This is a genomic window from Oceanobacillus piezotolerans (assembly GCF_003665065.1).
Lineage (GTDB): Bacteria > Bacillota > Bacilli > Bacillales > Amphibacillaceae > Oceanobacillus > Oceanobacillus piezotolerans.
This window is the reverse complement of sequence record NZ_RCHR01000009.1, coordinates 62,371-87,675: the sequence shown is the minus strand read 5'-3', so window position 1 is coordinate 87,675 and position 25,305 is coordinate 62,371. Positions and strand designations below refer to the sequence as shown.

Below are 25,305 nucleotides of genomic sequence, written 5' to 3'. Positions count from 1 at the left end.
GCATGTATTAGGCACGCCGCCAGCGTTCGTCCTGAGCCAAGATCAAACTCTCCAAAAAAGTTTGTTAGAATTGACACCAATCAATTCTATGTCTTAGCTTTTAGAAGTGTTACCTTCTATTAAAAAGAAAAAACGAGTTTTTCTTCATGTCCTAACATACTGGTTGTTTTGTTCAGTTTTCAAAGAGCAAATTGCGTGCTGTGCTTTTAACAGCAACTATATTAATATATCACACTACCATATTCTTTGTCAACATTTTTATTGTTTAACAAGAAGCTTTTTTGTGGCGGATTTACATCTTATAACTTCCAAGGAGAAAAGTCAACAAGTTTTTTGTATATGATGAAATAGGAACTTCTCTATTAAATGTTACTATTAAAAATAACTTCGTTTTCAACAGCAAGAAGTTTTTTACTATTATTACTTCAGTATTATTCCTTCATTAGCGCCTGCCTATAGAGGGCTCTATGGCAAGCCGTAAAGGCCGAAAGTAATGGAAGAAGCAATTTATCATATGATGTTGGATTAGTGCCACATTAATACCACTCTATATACTTACCTATTACAACGTGCGAAATTACACAAAGTGGATAACTGTCCCCTGCACTATACAGAAAACAGCTATCCTTTTACTCTCCAATCATTCGTTGTTAGCGATGATCATGAACCGGTGTTTCCAAACCTAAGTTGCCGCCTAAGTTGTTAAGCGCTTTCAAAACTCTGAACTTCCAAAACGGAACCACCTCCGGTTTGATTTACTCTTTATATACCCCCTGTCCAAATACATAAACATCATTTTTATATGAATTTTTAATGATTAAACAGAAATTAACCTACGAATCCCTCCAGAACCTCTTACCTCTAATAATTGGAGATACATTCCTAGAAAAATCAAAATCTATTATCGTTTACTGATGAATAATACATGGATAAGCTGCTTGTGATATCCGATCTGTGTGTGTATCAGCTTCCTAACTCAAAGTATTTCGATCCATATCTTACATAGAATGAACATTCCTTTATCCCCCTACAGGTTACTAGTAACCTGTAGGGCAAATTTTAATGGAATTTGATTCCTTGAATATAATCACTTGCTTTTTGTGCCTGCTGTGAAGCACTTATGATTAATGTTTTATCTTCCTTTAAAGCTCGTAGCCACGATTGAATGTAACTGGCTGAATTATCTATTGTTTCGTTAACTATGCCACAAATACCAAAAAGCATGGAAGCTCCTAGCTCTGCTATTAATTCTTCTTTACTGTATAATTCACTTCCAAAACCGTTATGCGCGGTAATTCCTTCTCTGTTCAATCGGCTGGAATGCCCCGTACTATCGATCTTAAATACAATTTTATTTTAGGTTAGTTTGTAGATACTATTATAGGAATTTTATAACAGAATGATTCCTTCATTCCTTGACAAACTAAGGGAAAAAGGAGGAGTATGATGAACCGAGTATTATTTATGCCTTTATTGCACATACCATCAGGTCATCATCATGCAGCAGACAGTATAAAAGATCACTTGGAATATTTTGAGGAAATATCTGAGGAATATCATTATGACAAACTCGAAATATTGTCCCATTGCTTTGGCAAGCTTGAGTCACTTATTTCGTCCATCTATTTACAATCCATTCATAAGGTTCCTAATATTTATAGTCAAATTTACAAATTTGTTGTCGTCAAAGATAGGAAAAATTACCAGATCTATGATTATCTATTTTCAAAAAAAATGCTGCAGGTACTCGAAGAACGGGATCCCCATTTAATTATTTGCACCCATGCTCTTCCTTCCTGTCTCTTAAACCAATTAAAGGGAAACAATCAATGGTCAGGAAAGGTTGTAAATGTTTATACGGATTACTTCGTCAATGATTTATGGGGAATCAGACATATCGATTATCATTTTGTTCCTAGTGTACACGTCAAACAAGAGTTGACCGAAAAAGGAGTTCCTGAAAACCGTATCTTCGTAACAGGTATTCCTGTTCATCCTATTTTTAAACAACCTTCAGGAAACCGAAAATCGAAAGACAAGCTAGTTGTTCTAATAAGCGGAGGCAATATGGGGGCTGGTTCCATTGAAAAATTACTTCAGTCTCTACATCCATCAGGTGCTATTACGTATTATGTACTCTGTGGGAAAAACCAATTACTGTACCGGAAAATTCAGCAGCTCCATCAACCTGAAATTAAGGCTCTTCCTTACCTTAGGTCTAAAGAAAAGATGAATCAATTGTATGACAGCGCAGATGCCATCATCACTAAACCTGGAGGGGTCACTATTACCGAGTGCTTGTGGAAAAAACTTCCTATATTTGTATATGAAGCATTACCTGGACAGGAGGAATTCAACTTGCATTACTTAAAGAGTCAAAAACTTGTTTTCCATTTAGAGGATTGGAATTCCTCAAAGAATCTCGAGGATCAGCTTGTTTCAAAACTGAAAAAAGAAAACCAACAATTAGATGCTTTCCACCAGGGAATTGAAGAAAGGGATATCGCTCAGATTATTAAAGGGATGATATAGTTTTTGATAAAAAGATTAACGAAAACATCAGAAGAACCAAAAGCCCCCGCAGGCTCTTCTTCATGCAGAAATTCTTTAAAAACAGTCGGTTCTCCTTAAAATAGGATTCCAGCTTTCCTAGAATGGGACCGTCGCCTATCATCCAAACAGAGATAATCTAAAAGCTGCAGGACATTGTGGTTTTTTCAATTTATTTTTAGCCAGACGTCCGACATAACATAAAAGCGTTTTATCTGTTTTCTTTTCAGCAAGACGGAATGTTTCAGTTAATGGCTATTGGCATTCAAAACATAGAGATTAAGCCTTGAATAATGTCATGACATGGTTAAATACCCATTTATAAGAAAACCGGTGCAATTTGATGGAGTTCCCCTGTTAGTTAGATGGGAAGTTATAATTATAAAGGTATAGTTATTGCTTGCATTGTTTTAACAGGAAATCTTTCATATCCACTAGACGAGGATATGCCGGTTTCAAAGTAGTTCCAGCAATTACCAGTGGTACAAGAGATTCTTGTCTGTGCAAAGAACCGTGTGCGGCACCAGCCAAGTGGAACGGTGTAGATTGGGCTTTAAAATCACAACCTGGTTTCGCATTAACCACAAGGAAACTTCCTGGATGGGAATGGAGTGACCCGTAAAGTCGGGCTAAGGCATCTGGATAATCCCCGTAGGAGAGTTTGTTTTCCTCTGTCACGTTTAAATCAAGAAGCTCAAGATTCCCTTCAACACTCCATGTTTGCTGGTATACATCCGTATACTCCCCTCCCGGTCTATAATGTAATGAACCTTCTTTCATGCCGGACACAACATGAATAGCTGTTCCGCTCTTCTGAGCAATGATATCAATTCGGCGATCGTTTTTTAAGCAATCGATAACAGCAGACATGGGAAGATTGTCGTCCAATACATAAACATAAGCCATTCGCTGATTTACGCATAGCACAAGCTGGTCCTTCTTTTGGACAGGGCGCTGAATTTTTGCAATGCGATATGTTTTCAATATTTTTCTTAGATCTATCACGAAGTCGCGATATCTGGAACCCGTTGGAGCATGACCGTTATCTCCCATAACCATCCAAACATTTCGGTTAATTGCCTCTTTCCAGCTTGGATATAAATTCAACATTTTTTGAATTTCTCGGTCAATACGGGCGATGCCTTTTATATCCATTGGTCCTTTGAAATGAATTCGAAAATCGAGATCCTGAAAGATACAAAAAGTAAATGCCGGAAGCTTGTTCCTGCGAATTAAGTGACGAAGCTCGCGGGCTGTATATTTATAATTTCCGGCAGCAAGTTCAGTCGGAAAACTCCTCCGCCGCAACTTGGAAAAGATACCTAACGAGAATGTCGACGGTGTGTTGGTTCTCCATTCCCCATCCTTAAAATTGGTTAACATTCTGAGCAGCCAGGGCACGTGCAGCTGCTTCGGTGTATTTCCGCGATAGACGAACGAATTAATGGAAGCAGATGAAATGCCCACATTAGCTAATTCTTCATAGATTGTCCTAACATCTTTGTTCAAATGTTCGTTGTTGAGCCTATAGAGCATGTTATGTATGGACCGCCTGAGCCCCAGCCTGTATGTTTCCCTAAAACCCGTTCCGTAGTTAATAATTTCATTTTTAGAATTATCGAACCAGTTTAGTCCGGGAATATGGTGTTTGTCAGCATAGGTACCTGTCAAGAGACTACTGTCAATAGTTACGGACATTGTCGGAAACGAACTAACCATATTAGGTATATAACTGCCGTTTTCCATTAAAAATTGCAAAGCAGGAGCCTGCCCAGTTTGGACTGCAACTTCCAGAGGATAGGGCATAAGTGAATCGATATTCAATAAAATTACTGGCTTCGTTAATGGGACATTTGGGTTCATATTGTTTTCATCCTCTACTGTAATACTCCCTTGTAAACCAGGGAAAAGATAATAAACATTCCGTTCCAAAACAGGTTTAACTTGATATGGGTACCTGACCTGACCAACAAAGAGCCATTACTTCCCTTAAGCAGTTATCACCCGTTCTTCAGGTAGTATTCTAGCCCAAAACATTCTATTTATTCCTGTTTCAGGTAAAAACAACACCTATGAAGTTAGGAAAGTATGTAAAAAAAAAAAGGACTTATCTTTAATAGATCATATCGAAAGGGCACTCATTATTTTGATAAAGTTTTAGAAGAAGAGGGTATCCCGGCAAACTAATGCGTCTTACAATGAAGACGCATTTTTGTGATCTATATTCACTATACTTTGACCCATGTTACGGTTTTAGTACAACCTTAATACAATTATCTGCACGCGCATTAAAGATTTCATAAGCATGTGCTACATTTTGCAGACTTTCTCTATGGGTGATAATATCGGTCGGATTAATTATGCGATATAATTCCGGCATGTAACGGATAACTGGTGCTTGCCCAGCTTTAACAGTCACATTTCGAGTGAAAATAGATATCATCTTTGATAAAATCCATACGCCAAAAAAGTAGAAATTCACTACGCTTAGATCCAATGTAAGGGCTTATTAACGCATAAAATACTGCTACACTACAGGGTGTACCTTCTTCAATAATTTCGCATTTCTTTAAACTTAATTGAAAAAACCGATAAATATTATCGGCTTCAAGTTCTAATGATATGCTAGGCACATGTTTATCGAGCTTTTGTTATAAAACCTCTAAAAGTACAGTGCCAATAAGTCCTAAACTACACAAGATTGACAGGATTATATACATCCATTCAAAAACTTTTATGCTATATCTCTCCACCGATAATCCTTTCCAGTCAGCTTTTATAAGACTTCTCTATTTGTTCTGCAGCACAAGCTAACTAATTTAATGACATATACATCAATCATCCATTTTACTCCTAACTTTACATCTTTACCATATGGAATTACATATTCATTCAGTAGATTTCTTAAATCATAGCCGGTAAGCAGTAGCAGCCAAATCGTTAAACTTTACAGTTATTGTGCCGTTCCTTGGAAATGAAGCCGTTTTTACTTTGAACCACATACACTGAACTTGCGCCTGCAATTGGAACGACAAATTCATCTGATCGACCGCCTGAATTGTTAGCTTTCGAATTCAGCGTCTACATAATTGTCTGGTCGTTAACCTTATCATTAAACGTCCTATCCTTTCCTACTAATGTAGCTTTAAAAACATAAGTAAGATTATAACTTACAATATCCATTCTGCTTTTCTTTTTATTTTGTTTCAATATAAGAAAGAGAAGCAAACAGGAATTTTATCAAATGCTTATCGAATTTATTTTTGTATGTGGGGGAATCGTTACTCAGGAATGAGGCTTTAAAATAAAGAAAACCCTCGAAGTGACAAGGGTTTCCCGAAAGATAGGGAGATCATTTAGGTGTATATGTGGTAAAAAGAAGCAGATAATCATTCGAATTATCGTCTTTGGATGCTTTAGAGAAAAGTCAGTTTTTTATTTGAAATAACATTAAATATCGGTTTATTTATTAATGGGTAGTCCGTATTCGCGAACTCTGTAATCGTATCCATAAATTTTTTCATTGTATTGGTTAAATAGGAATCTGCACGCCTAATAAAAACAGTTGAGATGCTGCTATATTTTTCAGGAATAGAATGACATTGCAAATGCCCTTCCGTTTCTAAATGAACAACAGTTGACTGAGGGACCAGGCTGATTCCGAGACCAGATATGACACTGCCCAGTATCGTTTCCAATGTTCCAAATTCCATAATTTTTGCATTTACTACACCTTCATCAGATATCCAGTTTTCTAATCTGGAACGATAGCAGCAGCCCGAGTTGAAAACAAGGAGAGGCTTATTTATCAAATCATGGAAGTTAGCGTTTTCATTAGCGGAAATTAAAACTAATTTCTCTTTGAAAACTTCCATCTGTTCAATATCAGGGTGCATGCCAAAACCAGTAACAAACGCACCATCAAGTTTACATTTTAAAATTAGATCGATAAGGTCTTTGGTGACACCAGTTTTTAAGGTTAAATCAACATCGGGGTAGGCTCTATGGTAGGCAGATAATATGTTTGGCAGTTTCATGACTGACTCCACTGTTCCGATTTCAAGTGTACCTGAAGGTTTTTCTGAATCATGGAATGCTTTTGTTATTTCGTCTAGAAGTGATAAAATTTTCTCTGAATAATTCAGAAGCTTTTTCCCTTCTGAATTTAATGTCGTCCCTCGGCTATGCCGATAAAACAGTTGTGTTTGCAAACAAGATTCCAATGTCTTTATTCTTGCGGTAACATGTGATTGTACATAATTTAGTTCATTAGCCGCCTTACTAATGCTGCCGTTTTGTGCAACACTTTGAAAAATGATCAAGTCTTTAATTTCCATTCAGAATCCCCCCACTATCTAAATTCGATAAATCATTAATAGAGATAGAAGACATTTGTTCCAATCATTATTACTAGAAGTCAGCTTTATTTTATAATGATTTTGAATTTTATACAAGTTTCAGACTTTATATGCGACTAAAGAAAAATGAGTAATTGACGTTTAAGATCAAGTGAGTGGAACGGGAGATAGGGGAAGCATATTGCTCCGTTAGAAACCGAAGTATTTCTACGCTATCCAATTTTATATAAAAGCATGCTTTTCCTAGTCAAGAAGCTAAGGTTAAGGCTTAGTTCACGATAAAGTTATCAGAATTTTCCATTGAATTAAACAACAAAATAGAGGATAATAGGAATAAATATACATACAAGAATGGCATACTGCCGTGAAAATAAGACGGAATATTCATTCATCTAAAGGGTATTCAAAATGGATCAGATTAAATATCCCAGAGAAATCATTACAGATTTAAAGAAGGGAATAACTATTTTAGAGAGAAAGTAACAGGCAGTTTCCTATTTACACCAATATTTCAGTAACTCATTTTTATGCTTCTAGAAGAAACGGCAGCTTTATCAAGAAAACAACGAATAATAGATTACAATATGTTTACTTTTAGGAGGTAATATATTGATCATTTCTAAAGAGGATAGAGTAGCATTAAGGAACCAAAAAATGGATTTAATTTATGGAGGCTTGGAGTTTTCCTCTGACGGAATTTTGATAGCTGATAAAAACGGGAAAGTTGTCTACATAAATCCGGCTTATAAGGAGATATCCGGTTTAAAGAGTACCGACATTCTTGGGAGAAATTTAAAAGATCTTTTAGAAGAAAATTTTTTTAATGAATCCGCTACTTTAAAAGTATTAGAAACAAAGCAATCCATATCACTGAATCATCGATATATGACTGGAAGAACAGCACTCACAACTGCAGCTCCCATCTATAACTCTGAAAAAGAAATTATCGGGGTAATCAGCAATACAAGAAACATAGAAGGTTTAATAAATTTAAAAAAAGAATTGGAAAAATTAAATATGATTAAACAGCGATACTCGGCGGAATTGGAGCTGCTTAGAAAAGAGCATTTCTCCGTCAAAGGATTAGTATATAAAAGTGAGGCAATGAAGAAGACGTTAACACTTGCCCGTAATGTAGCTAAATTTGATAGTACGATCCTTATTAATGGAGAATCTGGAACAGGAAAGGAAGTCCTTGCGAAATTTATATATCAAAACAGCAATCGAAAAGACAAACCATTCATTAAAGTAAACTGTGCAGCCATCCCAAAGGAACTATTCGAATCCGAGCTCTTTGGCTACATGCCTGGAGCCTTCACAGGGGCTTCCAATTCTGGAAAAGCTGGTATATTTGAACTTGCCAACACTGGGACAATACTTTTGGATGAGATTGGTGAACTCCCAATGCCCATTCAGCCCAAGCTGCTGAGAGTGATTCAGGAACAAGAAGTGTATCGCATTGGCGGAACGAAACCGATTAAGCTGGATGTGAGAATAATAGCTTCAACGAATAGGGAATTATTAGAAGCAGTGAGAAACGGTGACTTTAGAGAAGACCTATATTTCAGGCTAAATGTAGTCCCAATCATGATTCCCCCCCTTCGAGAACGAAAAGACGATGTAATTGAGCTTATACATTACTTTATGAAAAACCTTAATAGTAAATATAATAAAAACGTGATTATGTCCCATAAAGTGGTCCATGCACTAGAAAAGTACTCTTGGCCTGGAAATGTAAGAGAGCTCCAAAATATAGTAGAATATATGTTTATTATGAATAATAGGGATCAAATAGATTTTGAACAGTTGCCAGATAAAATTCTTAATGAGCATGTACTAATGGATGATTTCACACATTCCGGGGTTAACAAAGGGAAATTAGAATATCTAATGGAAGTCTATGAAAAAGGAATATTGGAGTCTGCTTTAAGTCAACATGCATCATTAAGAAAAGCAGCTATAGCATTAGGTATAAATCCCTCCACTCTTTCAAGAAAAATAAAAAAATACGGTATTGAGATTTAAGAGATATTGTTGCATTTTTGCAAAACTACTTCATCCTGTTGCATGTATGAAAGCGTTATCATTTAACCGTTTTATTACCTTTGTTATTGTCCTATTGCATATTTGCAACAGTACAATAACATTTTATATTTGAATCTTCCCGTTGTACCCACATTTAGAAGTTGGCACAAATTTTGCTATTGATTAGTGAGCGGTACAAAAAATAATTTAAATGATGAGGGAGGATTTTAAATGAGTGAAAAGTACAAAGACAATCAAGGACATTATGAGTTTGATCAGGAATTATTAGAAAGGGCTTTTGCGGAAGCAAGAAAAATTTATAAAGAAAGAGGTTTCCAAAAGAGAATGGGCTTTGGTAAGGCACCTGCTATTACTACTGTTGATATGGCTAAAGCTTGGATGAGTGAAGGGCACCCATTTACTTGTAACAACAATGAGGAAGTATGCGCCCAAGCCTTAAAAGTACTAGAAGCAGGAAGAAAAGCAGGCGTTCCTATTTTCCACACCACTACAGGATATGTAGGTAAAGAACAATGGGATTTACCAAGATGGGATGAAAAGATTCCAATGCATAAATTGGAGATCGACTCTGAGTGGATGGAAATTGATCCGAAGCTGAAGCCAAGACCAGAAGAGCCAGTTATCCATAAAAAATATGCAAGTAACTTCTTTGGAACACATCTGGCTCAAACGCTAGTTAAGCTTGGAGTAGACACGCTTATCGTAATGGGAGCTACTGCTTGTGCATGTGTGAGACATACGGTAATGGACTCTACTGGATATGGATTTAAAACGATTGTCCCTGAAGGAACGATTGGTGACAGAGTTCCTGGAGTTGTAGAATGGAACCTATTTGATATGGACGCTAAATTTGCAGACGTGTTACCAGTTGAGGAAGTAGTAGCATATTTGAATAAGATTGATAGCAGTGTTTACAACAGCAACAAAGTAAATCAGCTAACTTAAAGACGAGTAGGAGATGCCTTTCATATAGGTGTCTCCTGTTTTAAGAGAGGATTAGAAGTTTAGCCTGGTATATTATTTAAGGGGGTTCTGTATGAGTTTATTGATTAAAAATGGAACAATTCTTTCTGCTGAAGGCGAATATAATTCCGATATCTATGTGGAAGAGGAAAAGATTGTAGCAATCGGTAAAAATTTGGATTATAATGCGGATGAAATAGTCGATGCTACCGGAAAATACATGTTTCCAGGTGGAGTAGATGAGCATGTTCATTATGGTTCATTTGGAACACTGGATTTTAGCACCAGCAATGCACCAGTTGTCGGGGGAACGACAACCGTCGTGGATTTCCCGCCACAGATAGTGGGAATGGGTATTAAGGATTCTGTTAAAGTAGCCCATGAAAATGCAAAAGACGTGGCTATGGTAGATTATTCTTTCCATGGATTGGTGATGTATCCGACAGAAGATATTTTCGATGAATTGTTAACGCTTCCAGAAGCAGGAATATCTACCATAAAGTTTTTTATGGCCTATAAAGGCACTCCATTTATGGTTAATGACGACGTGATATTTAAAGCCATGCAGGTTGCTAAAAAAGCAGGTGTAACCATCTTTCTTCATGCAGAAAATGGGGAGTTAGTTGACCTTCTACAAAAGCAACTAATCGCAGAAGGAAAAACAGACCCGATTTATCACGCAGCCTCCAGACCTCCTGTAGTTGAGGCTGAAGCCACTAGAAGAGCCATTTATATGGCGGAACTAGCAGATTCTCCTTTATTTATCGTACACGTAACGGCGAAGGAAGCGATGGAAGCCATAAGAGATGCATATCAATCCGGACTCTCTGTGTACGGTGAAACATGTACCCATTACCTGACACTGACGGAGGAAAAATTAGCAGAGCCAAACTTTGAAGGTGCCAAATATGTATGCTCCCCTGCACTTAGAAAGCAGGAGCATGTAGATGCACTATGGCAAGCCGTTCAAAAAGGCTGGCTTAAGGCGGTAGGTTCTGACCACGCGGCGAATGTCGGGGGATTTGAAAACGATAAGAAAAAAGGGCTCCATGATTTCACTAAAATACCAAATGGTTGTCCAAGCGCTCAAGACAGACTTGCCCTTCTATGGACCTATGGCGTAGAAACAGGGAAAATAACGAAAGAAAAATTTGTAGAACTATTCTCCACGAACCCAGCCAAAATCGTCGGGCTCTTCCCGGAAAAAGGACAAATCGCTATAGGTAGTGATGCAGATATCGTCATCTTTGATCCAACTTATAGAGGAAAGATTACGGTTGAAGAAAGCTATCACCGGAGTGACTATAACACATTCGAGGGCATGGATATGATTGGAAGACCAGAAAAGGTTTATCTTCGCGGGAAGCTGACAGCTGAAAACGGTAAATTTGTAGGAATAAAAGGACAGGGTAAATATATTAAATCTAAGCCGTTTGGCTTGTGCTACGAAGAATTTAAAGGAAGAGCCACGAAAACAAGCTCTCTGGTCTGATAACCACATTTAACTTGGGACCAAGATTCCTTTGGGATGGTTGGTCCCTTTGTTCACCTCATCAAAGTCGAGCCAACTAACTGAGAAGTCGAACCTCAAGCAGTATAGTTACTCCAACCGCTGATAAGTTGAGCACCAAGCTACATAAGTTAACCCAATCCACTGATAAGTTGAGCCCGAGCTATACAAGTTTTCCCAATCACCTCAGGCAATGAATTCCCCATAATACCAACTCTTCCTGGTATTTTACTATTCCCTCCTACCCCTCTATAATGAATTTATATAATTTTTCTACTCTTCAATAAAGGAGCGGATTATACTGTGTCAGATTTCACACATTTTAATGAACAAGCAAGAGCAAAGATGGTGGACATAACTACGAAGAAGGAAAGCAATCGCAAGGCAGTCGCCCATTCCAGCGTGCAAATGAACAAGCATGTTTATGAGAATATTACACAGCAGCAGAATAAGAAGGGAGATGTCCTTGCGGTAGCACAGGTTGCAGGTATTATGGGAGCCAAGCAAACACCAGCTATCATTCCAATGTGTCATCCAATTCCATTAGGAGGTGTTAACCTCTCTTTTGAATGGAACATCAAAGAGAACGAAGTATTTGAATTGTTAATTGCTGTGGAAGTAAAAACAGTTGGTCATACTGGCGTGGAAATGGAAGCATTAACCGCAGCATCGATAGCCGCATTAACCGTTTATGATATGTGTAAAGCCATCGACAAAGGCATGATTATCGGACCAACTTACCTACAAGAAAAAAGTGGCGGCAAAAATGGGGATTACAGAAGAGAAGATTAGCTATAGAATAGCCAACGCAGTTAACTTCTCACAATAGCCCCTCCTTCAGAACAATAGAGGGGCAATTTCATTTGAAGCAGGATGCCTAATAAAGAGCACTGCAGCACAATCTACTACTGCCTCGTACGATTAATTAATAAAAGCAGGATAAACGAAAAGCTTATACTGATCAACACATAATACCAGGCAATATCCGTCCTCCCCGATTCGATCGCTAAATAAATCACAGTTGGAATCGTTTGGGTTCGTCCTGGAATATTTCCAGCAAACATCAAAGTCGCGCCAAATTCTCCGAAACTCCGAGTAATCCCAAGGATAACCGCAGTAAGGAGTGCCCGATATGACATCGGAACAATAACTAAAAAAAGCAATTTCCAGTTCGATGCACCATCCACCCTTGCCGCGCCTATTATGTTCGGATCAACAGAGAGAAATCCTGTTTTAATGGATTGATACATCAGTGGAAAAGCCACAACGACAGCAGCGATAATGGCTGCAGATACTGTGAATAAGAGCGTTTTGCCGAGCATCCATTCCAGCGCTCTCCCTACCGGACTATTGCTTCCAAAAATAATAATTAACACAAAGCCGATTACAGTTGGGGGCAATACGAGTGGCATAAAGAAGATTGTCTCGACAATCGCCTTTCCTTTCACCTTTCCCCCTGCAATCCGATAGGCTGCTAAGATTGCTAAAACAAATGCAATTAACGTGGCAATGACTGCAACATATAAGGAGAGTTGGACGGGATGCCATGACCATTCCATTACTGATTCACCAGCGCTTCCGTTGTATCAAATCCGTAACTTGCAAATATATTCATGCTCTGTTCCTCTTGGATAAATTGATAGAAATGCTCCATCGCATCTATCTTTCTATCATCCACGGCTGAATTATTGCCAATTATGGCTGCAAAGTATTGTATTGGTTCATAGAGATGGGGGTCAGATTCCCAGGCAGCTTCTAAATTTTCCTCCCCATGTATATCACTCTGATAAACGATCCCCACATCCACTGCCCCTTCTTTCACTACCGTTAGCACCTGACGAACATCCTTTGTTAATATTATTCGTCCTTGGAGTTTATCCCAAATACCCAACTCTTTTAATAATTGCTCAGAATACGTTCCAGCAGGGACTGCCTCAGGTGTACCGATGGCTATTTTTCCATCTGAGTGGAGAAAATCTGTTAATGATTGTTTTTCCTCATTGCTCTGTTGAATAAAAACTAACTTGTTTTGAAGAATTGCTGATCCATTTCTAACAAATCCACCCTCTTCTAACAGTTGATAATCTTTTTTAGAAGCTGAAAAAAAGAGATCAATCGGTGCGCCTTGTTCAATCTGCTTACGCAATGTACCAGAACCTCCGAAATGATAAGTAACCGAAATATGAGGATAGTCTTGTTCAAATTCTTTCTTTATCTCGTTTAAACTATTTGTCATACTAGCCGCAGCGGAAATAGTGAGCTCTATTTTTTCTTCATTTGTACATCCCGCAATAAAAGGGATGAGTATAAATATGATAAAGATAGGTAACCTCTGCACTGTTTTCATTCCTTTACTTTGGCAAATCTTTCGTTATTTCCTTCACCGCATGTCCTAACTCTGGCAAAATTAACTTCTCCATCGCTAACTTAACAGCCCCTGTTGAACCAGGTGTGGAAAAAACGATTCGATTATTAACTACACCAGCAATCGCTCGCGATAATATGCTTGCTGTTCCAATATCATATTGATAACTCAAATAACGAAAAATCTCACCAAATCCTGGTATTTCCTTGTCCAGCAATGGGCGAATCGCTTCGATTGTTACGTCCCGCTGAGAAATCCCAGTACCGCCATTGACAAGGATTGCAGCTATATCCTCACGATGGGCCGCAGACTTGATGGTTTCAGTAATCGTCTGTTTATCATCTGGGATAATCGTATAGTGGTGAATGGGATGCCCTGACCCGGCAAGTAAGGTTTTCATTAATTGACCGCTTTTATCACTTTCTTCGTCCCTTGTATCACTTACCGTCACGATTGCACAGGATACAGAAAACGAAGCAGTCCGATGATGAACATTTGACATGATTATTCCTCCATAATCCATTGCTTGTAATCATCTTGTGAATTTATATTAATAAACTTCTTTTCGTCATTCATAGAGAGATAGTGTACCTTGCAAGCTTCTAACACCTTCTCCACCGAACGAAAGCCATGATCTAATTTTGTTTTAATGATTGTTTTAACACGATGATGATAAAGGGCAATGAGTGGTTGTTTTCTTCCCGCAACAACTGGTATAACAGCATCTGCATCAGACCCAGTATATTTTATCAACAACTCAATAACATTGTTTTCGATAAAAGGAACATCAATTGGGCTGACGATATACCAATCGGCAGGATACTTCTCCATTGCTGTATAAATACCTGCAAGCGGACCTTGGCCCTCGTATGAAGGGTGATCCCTGGTAATTTCACCAGTAAATTCTTTCTCAAATAGCGGCTCCAACTTGCGATTGGTAACTAGGACAAGCTTCGAAGCAAAAGGATTGACTGCCTCTGCCGAATATGTATAAAAATGTTTCCCTTCTTTTTTGGCAAAAGCTTTCGGGGTTCCAAACCTTCTTGACTCGCCACCTGCAAGAATAACTCCAACAATCTGCATGCCAAATCCTCCTTTTGGAAAATTCATCCCGATTTCCTTGAATCATTCATTACCGGATTGCTTTATTCTTGTACCATTGGAGCATCCAATCGCAGAAATCTTGCAATTCGTAAGTGTTAAAAGTTATATAAGAGGATGATTTTACAGGGATAGAACTAATTACCGCCAGGATATTGGTCGTTTCATCTAGTAAAATAAGGTCTTCTTCCTTATTGATGAGTACAACCTTTTGGTAGTGCTCTCGCTTGAATCCTTCCAGTATTAATAGATCAACCCCAAAGATTTCATAGATTGCTAATATCTGTTCTAGACTCCAAGCCTTTCGCTTCGCTAACTGCAATATCCCTTCCCCTTCTACTCCAGAAATCATTGCTCCAGCCTGCTGATGCTTAAAACTGTCTTTATTCTCCAGACCCAAAGGGATTCCACCATGACCATGATGCTTAAGCGAAGCAACCTGAATTCCCCTTTGTGAAAATTTCTCAATTAGCTTTATTGCCGTCGTTGTTTTCCCGCTATTTTTATAGCCAACGATTTGAATGGTTTCCATGGTGTGACTCCTATTCATTACCCACCACTGATTGGCGGAATAAATGCAACGACGTCCCCTGCTTTTATGAGGCGGTCATTCTTTGCAAACTCTTCGTTTACAGCGGTCATCACACGGTCGAGCTCTGGCAGTGGATAGGTTTGTTGTAATTCCGTTTTTAATTCCTTTACCGTTGTTCGTTCGATAGGCAATTGGATCCTATCCTTACCAACGGATTCCTGTAAATGAGCAAATAAAAGAACTGTTATCATCCTTCTATCTCCTTTATAGTTGGTTTTCCTGCTTTATAAGGCACATTCTCCAGCTGATCCCCAATCCATGTTTCCCCGTCAGTCCAATGTTCTTTTTTCCAAATCGGGACAATCTGCTTGATTCGCTCAATAGCATATTCATTTGCTTGATATGCTGCCTTGCGATGTGGGGAGGATACTGCAATGACTACCGCAATTTCCGAAATATCCAACCGGCCAATTCGGTGAGTTATGGCAATGATAGTATCAGGCCATTGTGCTTTCACCTCATCACCAATTTGACTGAGCATTTTCACCGCCATTGGAATATAGGCCTGATATTCTAAATAAACCGTTTGCTTCCCTTGAGTCCACTCCCTGACTGTTCCAATGAAGGTGGTAATGGCACCTGCTTCTCTTCGCTCCACCTTTTTAATAACATCGCCCACTTCAATCGATTCTTCAACAATTTCAAATAGCTCACTAGCCATGCCTTTGACTCCTCCGTGAATTGATCTCTGTCTGTACAAAATTATCTAAAGTGGTCCCTTCCTGATCTTCCAGCAGAATAACTGCTACTTCCATCCCTTGTTCATAGCCTCTCGTACCACCGGGTAACAGAATAAGAATATTGGCTTCTGCTAAAGAGCTGACAACATTGGACTTATCCAATCCCACCGGAGTTGCCACAAGCTTACCTTCTTGGAAGGATAGATGTCCACGCACAAATCGGTCAAATGGATTCGCCTTCTTAAAATCAGAGCCAAGAATGGCCTTTTCCTTTTTCAAGAAGGGATGAAATGCATGTAAGTAAGTGCGAATGATTGGCCGTGTAAAAAGTTCAAAGCCAACATAACATGCAGACGGATTTCCTGACAGGCCAAATAAGAGCTTCCCATTCTTTTCAGCAACCGTCGTTACACTGCCAGGTCGCATGGCGATTTTATTAAATAGCACATTCGCAGAAAGCCTTTCATAAATAGCTGGCAAGAAATCATAATCTCCAACAGAAACACCACCCGTTGTGATTAAAATGTCTACCTTACGAAACGCCTCTTGCACTTGCTGGAAGCATGTATCTAAATCATCACTAAACTGTCCATAATAGATCGGCTCTCCGCCTGCTCGCATCACTTGGGAATAAATCATATAAGCATTGCTGTTTCTAATTTTCCCAGGCTGTAAAGCTTCATCAAGCTCCAATAGTTCACTTCCTGTAGCGATAATGCCAACCTTTGGCTTTCTGCTGACAGGTACCTGCTTATACCCGAACGTTGCAAGAACCGCTGCCACACCAGGATTAATGTATGTCCCTTTTTTCGTTAAAATGGCTCCTTTTTTCGTGTCTTCTCCGGCAAAGGAAATGTTATCATTTTCCCTCACCTCTCTTTTTAACTCAATATGGGGTTTGTTATCCATCCACACTTCCTTCACGACCTCAAGCATAACAACTGCATCACAGCCTTCCGGAATTTGCGCACCAGTCATTATTCGAACTGCTTCGTTTTCCTGAACCGTATTTGAAAAAACACTGCCAGCCCCAATTTCACCAACTACCTGTAAATAAATCGGATTAGTACGGGACCCACCAACTGTGTCTACAGAGCGAACAGCAAACCCATCATACGGACTTCTGTCAAACGGTGGGACAGGATGGTCCGCTATCAAATCCTCCCCAAGAAAACGTCCATAACTCTGCTCAATTGGGACATGCTCTACCTCTCCAGCTATAGAAAACTCGAATACGCGTGAGATGGCTTCATTTACTTTTATCGGTTTTCTTATTTCCACCATGCTGCTTCACCTTCATCCTACTAATTGATAATAGAGATTTTTTGCCTTTTCGATCGAATCGGTTCCATGAATTAACGTTCTGCCATCTTGAAAGAAAACGAGTCGATAGGACTGATAATCCATGGACAGTAAAAAGTCATTGCCTTTTACATGTCCTACTTTTTTTAGATGATTCGCAAGTTCGGGTAAATGCACTTCCCGATTGGCACGGATTTGTACCGTGTTCCTTCCGCAAAGAATTTCTGCTTTTGTTGATGCTTCATATTGTATGTATGGATAGCTTGCATCCATGCCACATGCAGGACATGCACGATTCATCGCTTGCTCCACATTAATCATTTGGTAGTGATTTTTCCAAAGGTCAAAAGTTACAAGGGTGGTGCGCAGAGCTTCTTTCGCTCCTATTAATAATTTCATGGCTTCCGTCGTTTGATGTGCTACTACCATTTGTACCGCAGGCGAAATAATCCCAACAGAATCACATGTCGCTCCATTCGGCGGAGGACCGTCATTCAATAAACAGTGCAGGCAGGGGGTTTGTTTGGGCAAAATCGTGTAGCTCATGCCAGTACTTCCTACACAGGAACCATATATCCACGGAATCTCCAGTTGCTGAAGCAAATCGTTCAGCATAAACCGTGTATCAAAATTATCTGTCGCATCTATAACTAGATCTACCTTAGCTAGATAAGGTTTTAATGAAACAGCAGTTGCATCGAGAATATGTGCTATGATTTCAACTTGGGAATTAATGGCTTCCAATTTCCGTTTCGCTGCAATTACTTTAGGAATCTGATCCATAGCATCCTGCTCCGTAAACAAGTGCTGACGGTGTAGATTACTAAGCTCGACATAATCACGGTCGATTATCGTTAATTTACCGATTCCAGCCCGGACTAAATTTTCCGCATTTGCCGTACCTAAAGCACCACATCCGAGAATGAGTACGTGCTTTTGCCCAATTTCCTTCTGACCATCTTCCCCGATTGGTTTAAATAACTTTTGTCTGGAATATCTATCTTCCATCATTTCCATCGCTCACCTGCCTTGCATCTACCTTATTAACCGCCAATATAAGACATTTCGATTTTCTTTTTGTTTTTCGCTGACTCCTCGGTTCGCTCATCAGAATAGCGATCATCTCGGCTATTCCATATAGCCATAATGAAAGACTTAATCTGTTCATCCGTTTTTTCAGAACGCAGTAACTCCCTAAAATCAAATCCACTATCTGAAAACAAACAGGTGTACATTTTTCCATCAGCAGCAATCCTCGCCCTTGTACACGTGGAACAAAATGATTCAGAAACGGAGGTGATAAACCCTACTTCTGATTCTTCTCCACGATAGCGATAGCGTTTGGCAACCTCACCAATATAGGCAGGGTCAACAGGCTCTAATTCAAACTCTCCGCTTAACATTTGGAAAATTTCTTTCTTCGTAATAACGTTGTTAAAGTTCCAGCCATTGGTTTGTCCTACATCCATAAATTCAATATAGCGCAGGGTAATACCTCTATTTTTAAAATACCGTGCCATCGGAAGAATCTCTTTATCGTTCCTGCCTTTTTTGACGACCATATTTACTTTTACTTCTAATCCCACTTCTTTAGCCTTGTCTATTCCTTTTAAAATCTTATCTGGTCCAACATTGCTATGATTGATCTCTTTAAATGTCGAGTCGTCCAATGCATCTAAACTAACATTGATTCGTTTTAAGCCTGCATCCTTTAAGCGTTGTGCCATGGTAGTCAGCAGCGAGCCATTGGTTGTTAATCCAATATCTTCTAAGGCCTTTATGTTTGTTAATTTATGAATTAAAACTGGCAGATCTCTTCTTAGCAGTGGTTCTCCACCGGTTAATCTTATTTTCTTAACTCCTAGATCGACAAAAATAGCTGCCAGCCGCTCTATTTCTTCAAAGCTGAGCAACTGCTCTTTCGGCATAAATGCAAAATCCCTGCCAAAAATCTCCTGTGGCATGCAGTACGTACATCTGAAATTACATCGGTCAATTACTGAGATACGGAGATCTTGAAGTGGGCGTCCGAATTTATCTGTTATCTTCCCCAACTGGATTATCGCTCCTTTCGTCTATAGGCTAAGTCGGATTTCCTCACTGAGTGTTCTTGACATACTTTAACCAAAAAACCTCCAGTGAGGGAAACAGTCATCTGATGCTCAAGAAGTTTTTGTATCGATTATCCGATGTGGGTGTGTATAAATATTCATTTTTCTTCCTCTGACAAAGCCAATTGTTGTTATTCCCAGCTCATCTGCCAGCTTCAATCCCAAATCTGTTGGGGCCGATTTAGATACGAGGATGCCAGCACCTATTTTCGAGATTTTTAACAATACCTCTGAAGAAATCCGACCACTAAAGACGATGAGTTTATCCGCTAGCCTTATTTTTTCTTGAATAATATGCCCATAAATTTTATCGAGTGCATTATGACGCCCGATGTCTGTTCTAATCGTAAGTATTTTGTCGCTCGTGGCGAGTGCTGCATTATGAACTCCACCTGTACGAATAAACTGCTCTGAATTGGTTTGCAGTTCTTTCATTAAATGAAAGCATTGATCTGCCGTAACAGAGAGTTTGCTTGTTATCGTCTTAGCAGTCTTTACATCGCTTTTAAAATAAAACTGCCGACTCTTTCCGCAGCAAGACCCGATAAATCGTTTCGAATGGTCGATTTGCGAAGGATCGATTGACTTATATAACTCCACATAAGCAAAGCCGCTTCCTTCGTCAATGGAAATCTCTTTTATTTCATTATAAAAACGAATGACACCTTCTGAGGCAAGAAAGCCAACAACTAAATCCCTGAGATGGGATGGCGAACAGACTATCGTTGCAAATTCACTCCCATTTATCATAATCGTGAGCGGAGCTTCGATTGCAACTTCCTCATATAAAGTGGACTGGGAATGTCCATTAAATCGGATTATTTCCCAGCCATCCTCTAATACATCATTCATCTTATCCCCCCTAGCTTAACTCCACCTCAAGTTCTTCAATTCGTTTTTCCACATATTTCGTATCCTTTTGCGCAAAGTAGGTTTCCGCCTTTTCAACAATAGCCGCAACATTATATTCTGGAATTCCTGCAAATTCTTCATAAACACCCTTAGGTATAAGCATGTTCCCTTCAGGCCAATGCGCTTCAATATTTCCACGTTTTATTTTTACAAATTTGGCTCTTCCATGAAAGGTTCCATGCTGATTGTATATGACAATGGCATCGCCTTCTTTTATTCCAAGCTCTTTCCCATCCGCTCCATTCATCAATACATCATATCGGTCCGCATTATTAAACGGATCCTTCTCATCGTAAATCATCGAATTAAATTGTTTCCCGCGACGTGTTGTTACATAAAAATGACCTTCTGGCTTCCTAAGTTCAGGCAGTTCGACAGTAATCAAATTACCCTTTCCATCTGGTGTTGGACATACCCCGTCTTCACAAAGCCATGCACCACCCCATTGAAAGACATCACCTCGATTTTTCAGATGTTGAATTCCGTCATAGTTAGGTGCCGCTTTGGCAATTTCTGCTCGTATTTCATCTGCTGATTTAAAGTCAATAAGATGCTGTTGTTCCGGTTTGACCCGTTTAGCAAGATCAACATAGATTTCCCATTCCATTCGTGCTTCCTCAATACGTGGCCCTTTAATTTCCGGTGAATAATACACCATTCGCTCTGTAGAGGTAGAAGTACCACCACCTGGCTGTTCATATCTTGTCATCGCAGGCAGAACAATGACCGCTTCTCTCGCGTCCACAAAGGTCGACGTATTAAAAATAATATCCTGATGCACACGGATATCGATATTTTCTAGGCATTGCTTGATAAAATCAGGATTCGGCATCGTTTCTAAGAAATTCCCACCTGATAAATAGTAAAGATCCAGTTTACGCTCATGATCCTCAGGCAAGAGCGCATTTTCTAACGATACACCAACAATGTCCCCCTGCCACTTAGGAATTTCAAAGCCCCAAACCTTTTCCACTCGTGCTCTATTTCCTTCATCCATTCCCCCACCAGGCAATACGAACGGATCTGCTCCCATTTCCCCTGAGCCTTGTACACCAGAATGGCCACGAATTGGCATGAGTCCACAATGCTCCCTTCCTAAAAATCCCCGCAGCAATGCCAGGTTGGCAACCTGAGAAATATTATCTGTACCAAATCGGTGCTGGGTTAATCCCATGGACCAGACAAAAACGGCGGACTTGGATTTCGCAAGGAGTTCAGCTAATTCCATCATGCGCTGCTTTTCGATTCCAGAGGATGTAACGAGCTGGTCCCAATCATAAGCAGTGACCTTTTCTCTGAGTTCCTCAAGACCATTCACATGCTGGGAAACAAAAGCATGATCAATGGCTGAGCCAAATTCCTGATCTTCCATCTCAAACCAATGCTTCATAATGCCATGCATAAACGCGATGTCTCCTCCTATATTAACCTGATACACATCGTCTGCTATTTTGGTTCCGAACAACGCAGACTCAGGGATGGAAGGTACCCAATAATTATCCATTGCCGGCTCATGATATGGATTAATCACAATGATTTTCGTTCCTTTTCGCTTTGCAGCGTACATATATTTTGTCGAAACTGGTTGATTGTTCGCTGCAACCGATCCCCAGAAAAGCAGGACGTCGGTTCCAATCCAATCCTTATAATTACAAGTAGACGCTCCCACTCCAATCGAGCGACTCAATGCTGTCTTCGATGGCGAGTGGCAAATTCTTGATGCATTGTCGATATTATTCGTACCTAAAAAGCGGGCAACTTTACCAACCGTATAATAGACTTCATTGGTAATCCCCCGTGATGTTGTATAGAATGCATAGTGCTTCGGGTCAAGCGCTTTCATTTTATTGGCAATAGTATTCAGTGCCTCATTCCAGGAAATACGGCTAAATTTATTTTCGCCAGCCTTACGAATCAGTGGATAGGGAATTCGGCCAAGCTTGCGCAACTCTGTACTGCTCATTTTTCGTAAATCCTTTATATCCATATTTAATATCTGCTCGTCAATCGCAGACATCGTATTCAGGCGCAGTACATTTAATCGTGTGGTACATACATGCGGGCCTGTTAATGTTTGATCATAAAGTCCAGATACCCCCAGTGCACAACCATCACAAACTCCTTGGGTAAGAATTCGTGTTGCGTATGGCAGATTATCTTTGTTTTCCCAAACGACCTTCATCGTGTCACGAATATGATGCGGCTTAATTTTCCCTAAACCAAACGGAACCTTGCTCACCCATAGTGCTGGATCAGGCTTTTTCGGTAATTTAATTGGCCCTGTGTGCTTTGTTTCTCCCAACATTAATCCCCCCGGTTTCTATAATCTATAAATACATGTATTGAAAGATAGGGCTATTCTGTTGCAACTGCACTATTATTCAGCGATTGCTGTGCCTTTCTTAATCGATTAATATCGGCTCTAATCCAAATCGATATCGCAAATGCAACCATAAATAAGATGCCAAAAATCGTCATTGTTAAATTATAACTATTTGTAGAATCATAGATTAAGGAAAGCAAAATTGGTCCTACTACCCCAGCTGCTGCCCAAGCCGTTAAAATATAGCCATGAATTGCTCCAAGCTGCTTTGTTCCAAAGAGGTCACCAATATATGCAGGGATGGACGCAAATCCCCCACCATAACAAGTTAAAATCGCAAAGATTAATAGTTGAAATATGATGCCATTCGTCGCGAAGGGCAGCATGAAAAATGCGATGATTTGAATTACAAAAAACGCAGTATAAACATTCGGGCGGCCGATATAGTCCGACAGTGAAGCCCATCCGAGTCTCCCAGCCCCATTAAATAGACCCATTACTCCAACCATGGCAGCGGCAGCAATGGCTGTCATTCCAGCTATATCTTGAGCCATAGGTGAAGCTACAGCAATGACAGCGATTCCACAAGTTACGTTAATAAAAAGCATGCTCCAAAGCATCCAAAAACGGCGTGTTTTAATTGCCTCATTCGCCGTCAGTTGTGAGAGGTCTGCTTTTATTTCACGCTTCCCATTTTGTCTTTTCTCATTAAATCCCTTCGGTGTCCAGCCCTCTGGTGGCGGTGATAAATACTGGGCAGCAAGGGTCATCACAATAAAATATACTGCTCCAAGTACATAAAACGTGCTAGAGATACCAACAGAATCAATTAAGGCTGCCGCAGCAGGACCACTTAAAAGTGCCGCAAAGCCAAACCCCATGATTGCTAACCCTGTAGCAAGTCCCCGCCGATCTGGAAACCACTTTACTAATGTGGATACAGGAGAGATATAACCAATCCCTAAACCGATTCCGCCAATGACACCATAGAATACATACAATAGAAATAAGGATTCCAAAGCGGTTGCTAATCCTGATCCAGCTACACCGACACTGAAAAATATCGCCGATAGAATGGCTGACTTCTTCGGCCCTTGTTTTTCTACAAATCTCCCCATAAAGGCAGCCGAAAAGCCAAGCATAAAAATGGCAATACTAAAAGCAAGCGAGATTTCCGTAGTCTCCCAACCATACTGCGCTGCCATTGGATTGGTAAACACACTCCAGGCATAGGCAGAACCAATGGAAAGGTGAACCCCCACTGCCGAAGCAGCAATCAGCCAGCGATTTTTAACTTTCTCCATACACATCCTCCTTAGATATTAATAAAGTTCATCAAGGAGATAATATTTTTATAAATTTATAAATATACACATTTTTCAAACAAATAATATCATTTATCTTTATCTTAGTCAATTATGCAAATCTTTTTCCTTCAATCTTCAGCAGTAGAAATGAGTTACCAAGCAAGCTTCTTAAATTTGTGTTTAGCTTTTTTGGGAGGCTGGGACAAGAGTATTTTATTAAAAGGAGAATACCGAACTTTGGCTAGCGGAGAAGTATCGCTCTGGAAATATACTTCGTTAAATTAGCAATAAGTTCGTCTTTTTGAGCATATCAGTTATATCCCAGCCTCTGTCCTTATTTTTATTAAGTTCTTTCTTTACCCTTTATTCGATCCTGCCGTTATCCCTTCCATAAAGTAACGTTGCATGAAAAGATAGACAATAATCATGGGAATAGATGCGATAATTACCCCGGAAAATATCATGGGATAGTTTGTGAAATACTCTCCTTGAAAATCCAGCAATGCAAGTGGCAATGTTTTCTTTTCAGGAGATACGATAAACAATAATGGATATAATAAATCATTCCAAACCATTACGGAGACAAATATGGCTGCAGTTGCGATGGATGGTGCTGACAGTGGCATCACTACTTTTCGATATATTTGCCACTCTGAGGCGCCGTCCACCACACTTGCTTCAATCAGCGATTTAGGAATGGTTTTCATAAACCCTGCGACGATAAATACTACTACCGACATAAAACTAGTCGTGGAAATCAAAATAAGACCAAATAGCGAGTTGTTCAGTCCAAGCGCATTCACCACTCCATAAAGCGGAATCATATTAACTTGGGCTGGAAGGAACATTCCTAAAATAAATAATCCAAATAATAATAAGCTTCTCCATCCCTTTAGGCGCATAATGACATAGGAAATGAAACTGGCCACTAATAAGCAAAGAAAAACAGTCGAAATCGTTACAATCAAGCTATTAAGCAAATTCAAATGTATATGGTTTCCTATAAATAGCTGGATCATATTTTGCATTGTGAACGAGTTTGGAATTCCAATAGGATTCATGTAAAAATCTTCACTTGTTTTAACTGTTGTTAAAACGACCATAGTTACTGGAATGATAATGATTAAGCCAAAAACAGCTACCAAAATGAATTTAACCAATCTGGACGTCATTCTATCCCCTCAA

At 39.4% G+C, this 25,305-nt stretch carries 22 protein-coding genes and 1 pseudogene; 5 read left to right on the top strand and 18 right to left on the bottom strand.

What is annotated here, in order from left to right; genetic code table 11:
* Positions 1-1,059: 1,059 nt before the first annotated feature.
* On the bottom strand, positions 1,060-1,338 hold the full coding sequence (locus tag D8M04_RS18180) for a zincin-like metallopeptidase domain-containing protein (protein ID WP_281277142.1): 279 nt from the start codon (positions 1,336-1,338) through the stop codon (positions 1,060-1,062).
* A 108-nt stretch (positions 1,339-1,446) separates the two neighbouring features.
* On the opposite strand from D8M04_RS18180, the gene D8M04_RS18175 reads away from it, so the two are divergent.
* Positions 1,447-2,532: an MGDG synthase family glycosyltransferase gene (locus D8M04_RS18175; protein ID WP_158595159.1), complete on the top strand. Its 1,086-nt coding sequence runs from the start codon at positions 1,447-1,449 to the stop codon at positions 2,530-2,532.
* Between the two features lie 411 nt (positions 2,533-2,943).
* On the opposite strand, the gene D8M04_RS18170 is transcribed toward D8M04_RS18175, so the two are convergent.
* The 3 genes and pseudogenes from D8M04_RS18170 to D8M04_RS18160 all read right to left on the bottom strand — a co-directional run bounded on the left by D8M04_RS18170 (position 2,944) and on the right by D8M04_RS18160 (position 6,887).
* Positions 2,944-4,413, bottom strand: a complete 1,470-nt coding sequence (locus D8M04_RS18170) for an alkaline phosphatase family protein (RefSeq protein ID WP_121524828.1) — start codon at positions 4,411-4,413, stop codon at positions 2,944-2,946.
* Between the two features lie 382 nt (positions 4,414-4,795).
* Positions 4,796-4,981 (bottom strand): annotated as a pseudogene (locus D8M04_RS18165) (glutathione-dependent formaldehyde dehydrogenase); the annotation flags it as partial.
* A gap of 985 nt (positions 4,982-5,966) precedes the next feature.
* Positions 5,967-6,887, bottom strand: coding sequence for a LysR family transcriptional regulator (locus tag D8M04_RS18160; RefSeq protein ID WP_121524827.1), 921 nt, complete (start codon positions 6,885-6,887; stop codon positions 5,967-5,969).
* A gap of 630 nt (positions 6,888-7,517) precedes the next feature.
* Here D8M04_RS18160 and D8M04_RS18155 point away from each other — a divergent pair.
* From D8M04_RS18155 to moaC, 4 genes are all read left to right on the top strand, one after another.
* A complete protein-coding gene (locus D8M04_RS18155; RefSeq protein WP_121524826.1) occupies positions 7,518-8,933 on the top strand; it encodes a sigma-54 interaction domain-containing protein in 1,416 nt (471 codons plus the stop codon).
* Between the two features lie 231 nt (positions 8,934-9,164).
* Positions 9,165-9,899, top strand: a complete 735-nt coding sequence (locus tag D8M04_RS18150) for an isochorismatase family protein (RefSeq protein ID WP_121524825.1) — start codon at positions 9,165-9,167, stop codon at positions 9,897-9,899.
* Between the two features lie 91 nt (positions 9,900-9,990).
* Positions 9,991-11,409 (top strand): dihydropyrimidinase, encoded by a 1,419-nt coding sequence (hydA, locus tag D8M04_RS18145; RefSeq protein ID WP_121524824.1) that lies wholly within the window; start codon positions 9,991-9,993, stop codon positions 11,407-11,409.
* A 321-nt stretch (positions 11,410-11,730) separates the two neighbouring features.
* Positions 11,731-12,219 carry a cyclic pyranopterin monophosphate synthase MoaC gene (moaC, locus tag D8M04_RS18140; protein WP_121524823.1) on the top strand — a complete coding sequence of 163 codons (489 nt, stop codon included), beginning with the start codon at positions 11,731-11,733 and terminating at the stop codon, positions 12,217-12,219.
* Between the two features lie 113 nt (positions 12,220-12,332).
* Here the strand turns inward: moaC and modB are convergent, their stop codons facing one another.
* The 14 genes from modB to D8M04_RS18070 form a co-directional block, all read right to left on the bottom strand.
* Positions 12,333-12,986: a molybdate ABC transporter permease subunit gene (gene modB / locus D8M04_RS18135; RefSeq protein WP_121524822.1), complete on the bottom strand. Its 654-nt coding sequence runs from the start codon at positions 12,984-12,986 to the stop codon at positions 12,333-12,335.
* Positions 12,986-13,765 (bottom strand): molybdate ABC transporter substrate-binding protein, encoded by a 780-nt coding sequence (gene modA, locus D8M04_RS18130; RefSeq protein ID WP_158595158.1) that lies wholly within the window; start codon positions 13,763-13,765, stop codon positions 12,986-12,988. The genes modB and modA overlap by 1 nt, the downstream gene beginning before the upstream one ends.
* 13 nt (positions 13,766-13,778) lie before the next feature.
* Positions 13,779-14,294, bottom strand: a complete 516-nt coding sequence (locus D8M04_RS18125; protein WP_121524820.1) for a MogA/MoaB family molybdenum cofactor biosynthesis protein — start codon at positions 14,292-14,294, stop codon at positions 13,779-13,781.
* Between the two features lie 2 nt (positions 14,295-14,296).
* Positions 14,297-14,875: a molybdenum cofactor guanylyltransferase gene (gene mobA, locus D8M04_RS18120; protein ID WP_158595157.1), complete on the bottom strand. Its 579-nt coding sequence runs from the start codon at positions 14,873-14,875 to the stop codon at positions 14,297-14,299.
* 49 nt (positions 14,876-14,924) lie between these two features.
* The gene (gene mobB / locus D8M04_RS18115) at positions 14,925-15,425 is read right to left on the bottom strand and encodes a molybdopterin-guanine dinucleotide biosynthesis protein B (RefSeq protein ID WP_158595156.1); all 501 of its coding nucleotides are present in this window, start codon (positions 15,423-15,425) and stop codon (positions 14,925-14,927) included.
* Positions 15,426-15,442: 17 nt separating this feature from the next.
* A complete protein-coding gene (gene moaD, locus D8M04_RS18110) occupies positions 15,443-15,676 on the bottom strand; it encodes a molybdopterin converting factor subunit 1 (protein WP_121524817.1) in 234 nt (77 codons plus the stop codon).
* On the bottom strand, positions 15,673-16,146 hold the full coding sequence (locus D8M04_RS18105) for a molybdenum cofactor biosynthesis protein MoaE (RefSeq protein WP_121524816.1): 474 nt from the start codon (positions 16,144-16,146) through the stop codon (positions 15,673-15,675). Before D8M04_RS18105 ends, moaD begins: the two co-directional genes overlap by 4 nt.
* Complete coding sequence (locus D8M04_RS18100) at positions 16,139-17,449, bottom strand: molybdopterin molybdotransferase MoeA (RefSeq protein WP_121524815.1); 1,311 nt, start codon at positions 17,447-17,449, stop codon at positions 16,139-16,141. Before D8M04_RS18100 ends, D8M04_RS18105 begins: the two co-directional genes overlap by 8 nt.
* A gap of 12 nt (positions 17,450-17,461) precedes the next feature.
* On the bottom strand, positions 17,462-18,475 hold the full coding sequence (locus tag D8M04_RS18095; protein WP_121524836.1) for a ThiF family adenylyltransferase: 1,014 nt from the start codon (positions 18,473-18,475) through the stop codon (positions 17,462-17,464).
* A gap of 35 nt (positions 18,476-18,510) precedes the next feature.
* Positions 18,511-19,521 carry a GTP 3',8-cyclase MoaA gene (gene moaA / locus D8M04_RS18090; protein ID WP_121524814.1) on the bottom strand — a complete coding sequence of 337 codons (1,011 nt, stop codon included), beginning with the start codon at positions 19,519-19,521 and terminating at the stop codon, positions 18,511-18,513.
* 108 nt (positions 19,522-19,629) lie between these two features.
* Entirely contained in the window at positions 19,630-20,430 is an 801-nt protein-coding gene (gene fdhD, locus D8M04_RS18085; protein WP_121524813.1) for a formate dehydrogenase accessory sulfurtransferase FdhD, read from the bottom strand.
* A gap of 10 nt (positions 20,431-20,440) precedes the next feature.
* On the bottom strand, positions 20,441-22,792 hold the full coding sequence (locus tag D8M04_RS18080) for an FdhF/YdeP family oxidoreductase (protein ID WP_121524812.1): 2,352 nt from the start codon (positions 22,790-22,792) through the stop codon (positions 20,441-20,443).
* 53 nt (positions 22,793-22,845) lie between these two features.
* Positions 22,846-24,117, bottom strand: coding sequence for an L-lactate MFS transporter (locus D8M04_RS18075; protein ID WP_121524811.1), 1,272 nt, complete (start codon positions 24,115-24,117; stop codon positions 22,846-22,848).
* 359 nt (positions 24,118-24,476) lie between these two features.
* Positions 24,477-25,292 (bottom strand): carbohydrate ABC transporter permease, encoded by an 816-nt coding sequence (locus D8M04_RS18070; RefSeq protein WP_121524810.1) that lies wholly within the window; start codon positions 25,290-25,292, stop codon positions 24,477-24,479.
* Positions 25,293-25,305 lie beyond the last annotated feature (13 nt).

Bases quoted from the DNA above. Each gene is read 5' to 3' on its own strand.
- D8M04_RS18100 (WP_121524815.1), bottom strand. From the start codon at position 17,449: ATGGTGGAAATAAGAAAACCGATAAAAGTAAATGAAGCCATCTCACGC.
- modB (WP_121524822.1), bottom strand. From the start codon at position 12,986: ATGGAATGGTCATGGCATCCCGTCCAACTCTCCTTATATGTTGCAGTC.
- D8M04_RS18105 (WP_121524816.1), bottom strand. From the start codon at position 16,146: ATGGCTAGTGAGCTATTTGAAATTGTTGAAGAATCGATTGAAGTGGGC.
- D8M04_RS18125 (WP_121524820.1), bottom strand. From the start codon at position 14,294: ATGTCAAATGTTCATCATCGGACTGCTTCGTTTTCTGTATCCTGTGCA.
- D8M04_RS18175 (WP_158595159.1), top strand. From the start codon at position 1,447: ATGAACCGAGTATTATTTATGCCTTTATTGCACATACCATCAGGTCAT.
- moaD (WP_121524817.1), bottom strand. From the start codon at position 15,676: ATGATAACAGTTCTTTTATTTGCTCATTTACAGGAATCCGTTGGTAAG.
- D8M04_RS18170 (WP_121524828.1), bottom strand. From the start codon at position 4,413: ATGAACCCAAATGTCCCATTAACGAAGCCAGTAATTTTATTGAATATC.
- mobA (WP_158595157.1), bottom strand. From the start codon at position 14,875: ATGCAGATTGTTGGAGTTATTCTTGCAGGTGGCGAGTCAAGAAGGTTT.
- mobB (WP_158595156.1), bottom strand. From the start codon at position 15,425: ATGGAAACCATTCAAATCGTTGGCTATAAAAATAGCGGGAAAACAACG.
- D8M04_RS18075 (WP_121524811.1), bottom strand. From the start codon at position 24,117: ATGGAGAAAGTTAAAAATCGCTGGCTGATTGCTGCTTCGGCAGTGGGG.
- D8M04_RS18150 (WP_121524825.1), top strand. From the start codon at position 9,165: ATGAGTGAAAAGTACAAAGACAATCAAGGACATTATGAGTTTGATCAG.
- D8M04_RS18095 (WP_121524836.1), bottom strand. From the start codon at position 18,475: ATGGAAGATAGATATTCCAGACAAAAGTTATTTAAACCAATCGGGGAA.
- D8M04_RS18070 (WP_121524810.1), bottom strand. From the start codon at position 25,292: ATGACGTCCAGATTGGTTAAATTCATTTTGGTAGCTGTTTTTGGCTTA.
- hydA (WP_121524824.1), top strand. From the start codon at position 9,991: ATGAGTTTATTGATTAAAAATGGAACAATTCTTTCTGCTGAAGGCGAA.
- fdhD (WP_121524813.1), bottom strand. From the start codon at position 20,430: ATGAATGATGTATTAGAGGATGGCTGGGAAATAATCCGATTTAATGGA.
- D8M04_RS18160 (WP_121524827.1), bottom strand. From the start codon at position 6,887: ATGGAAATTAAAGACTTGATCATTTTTCAAAGTGTTGCACAAAACGGC.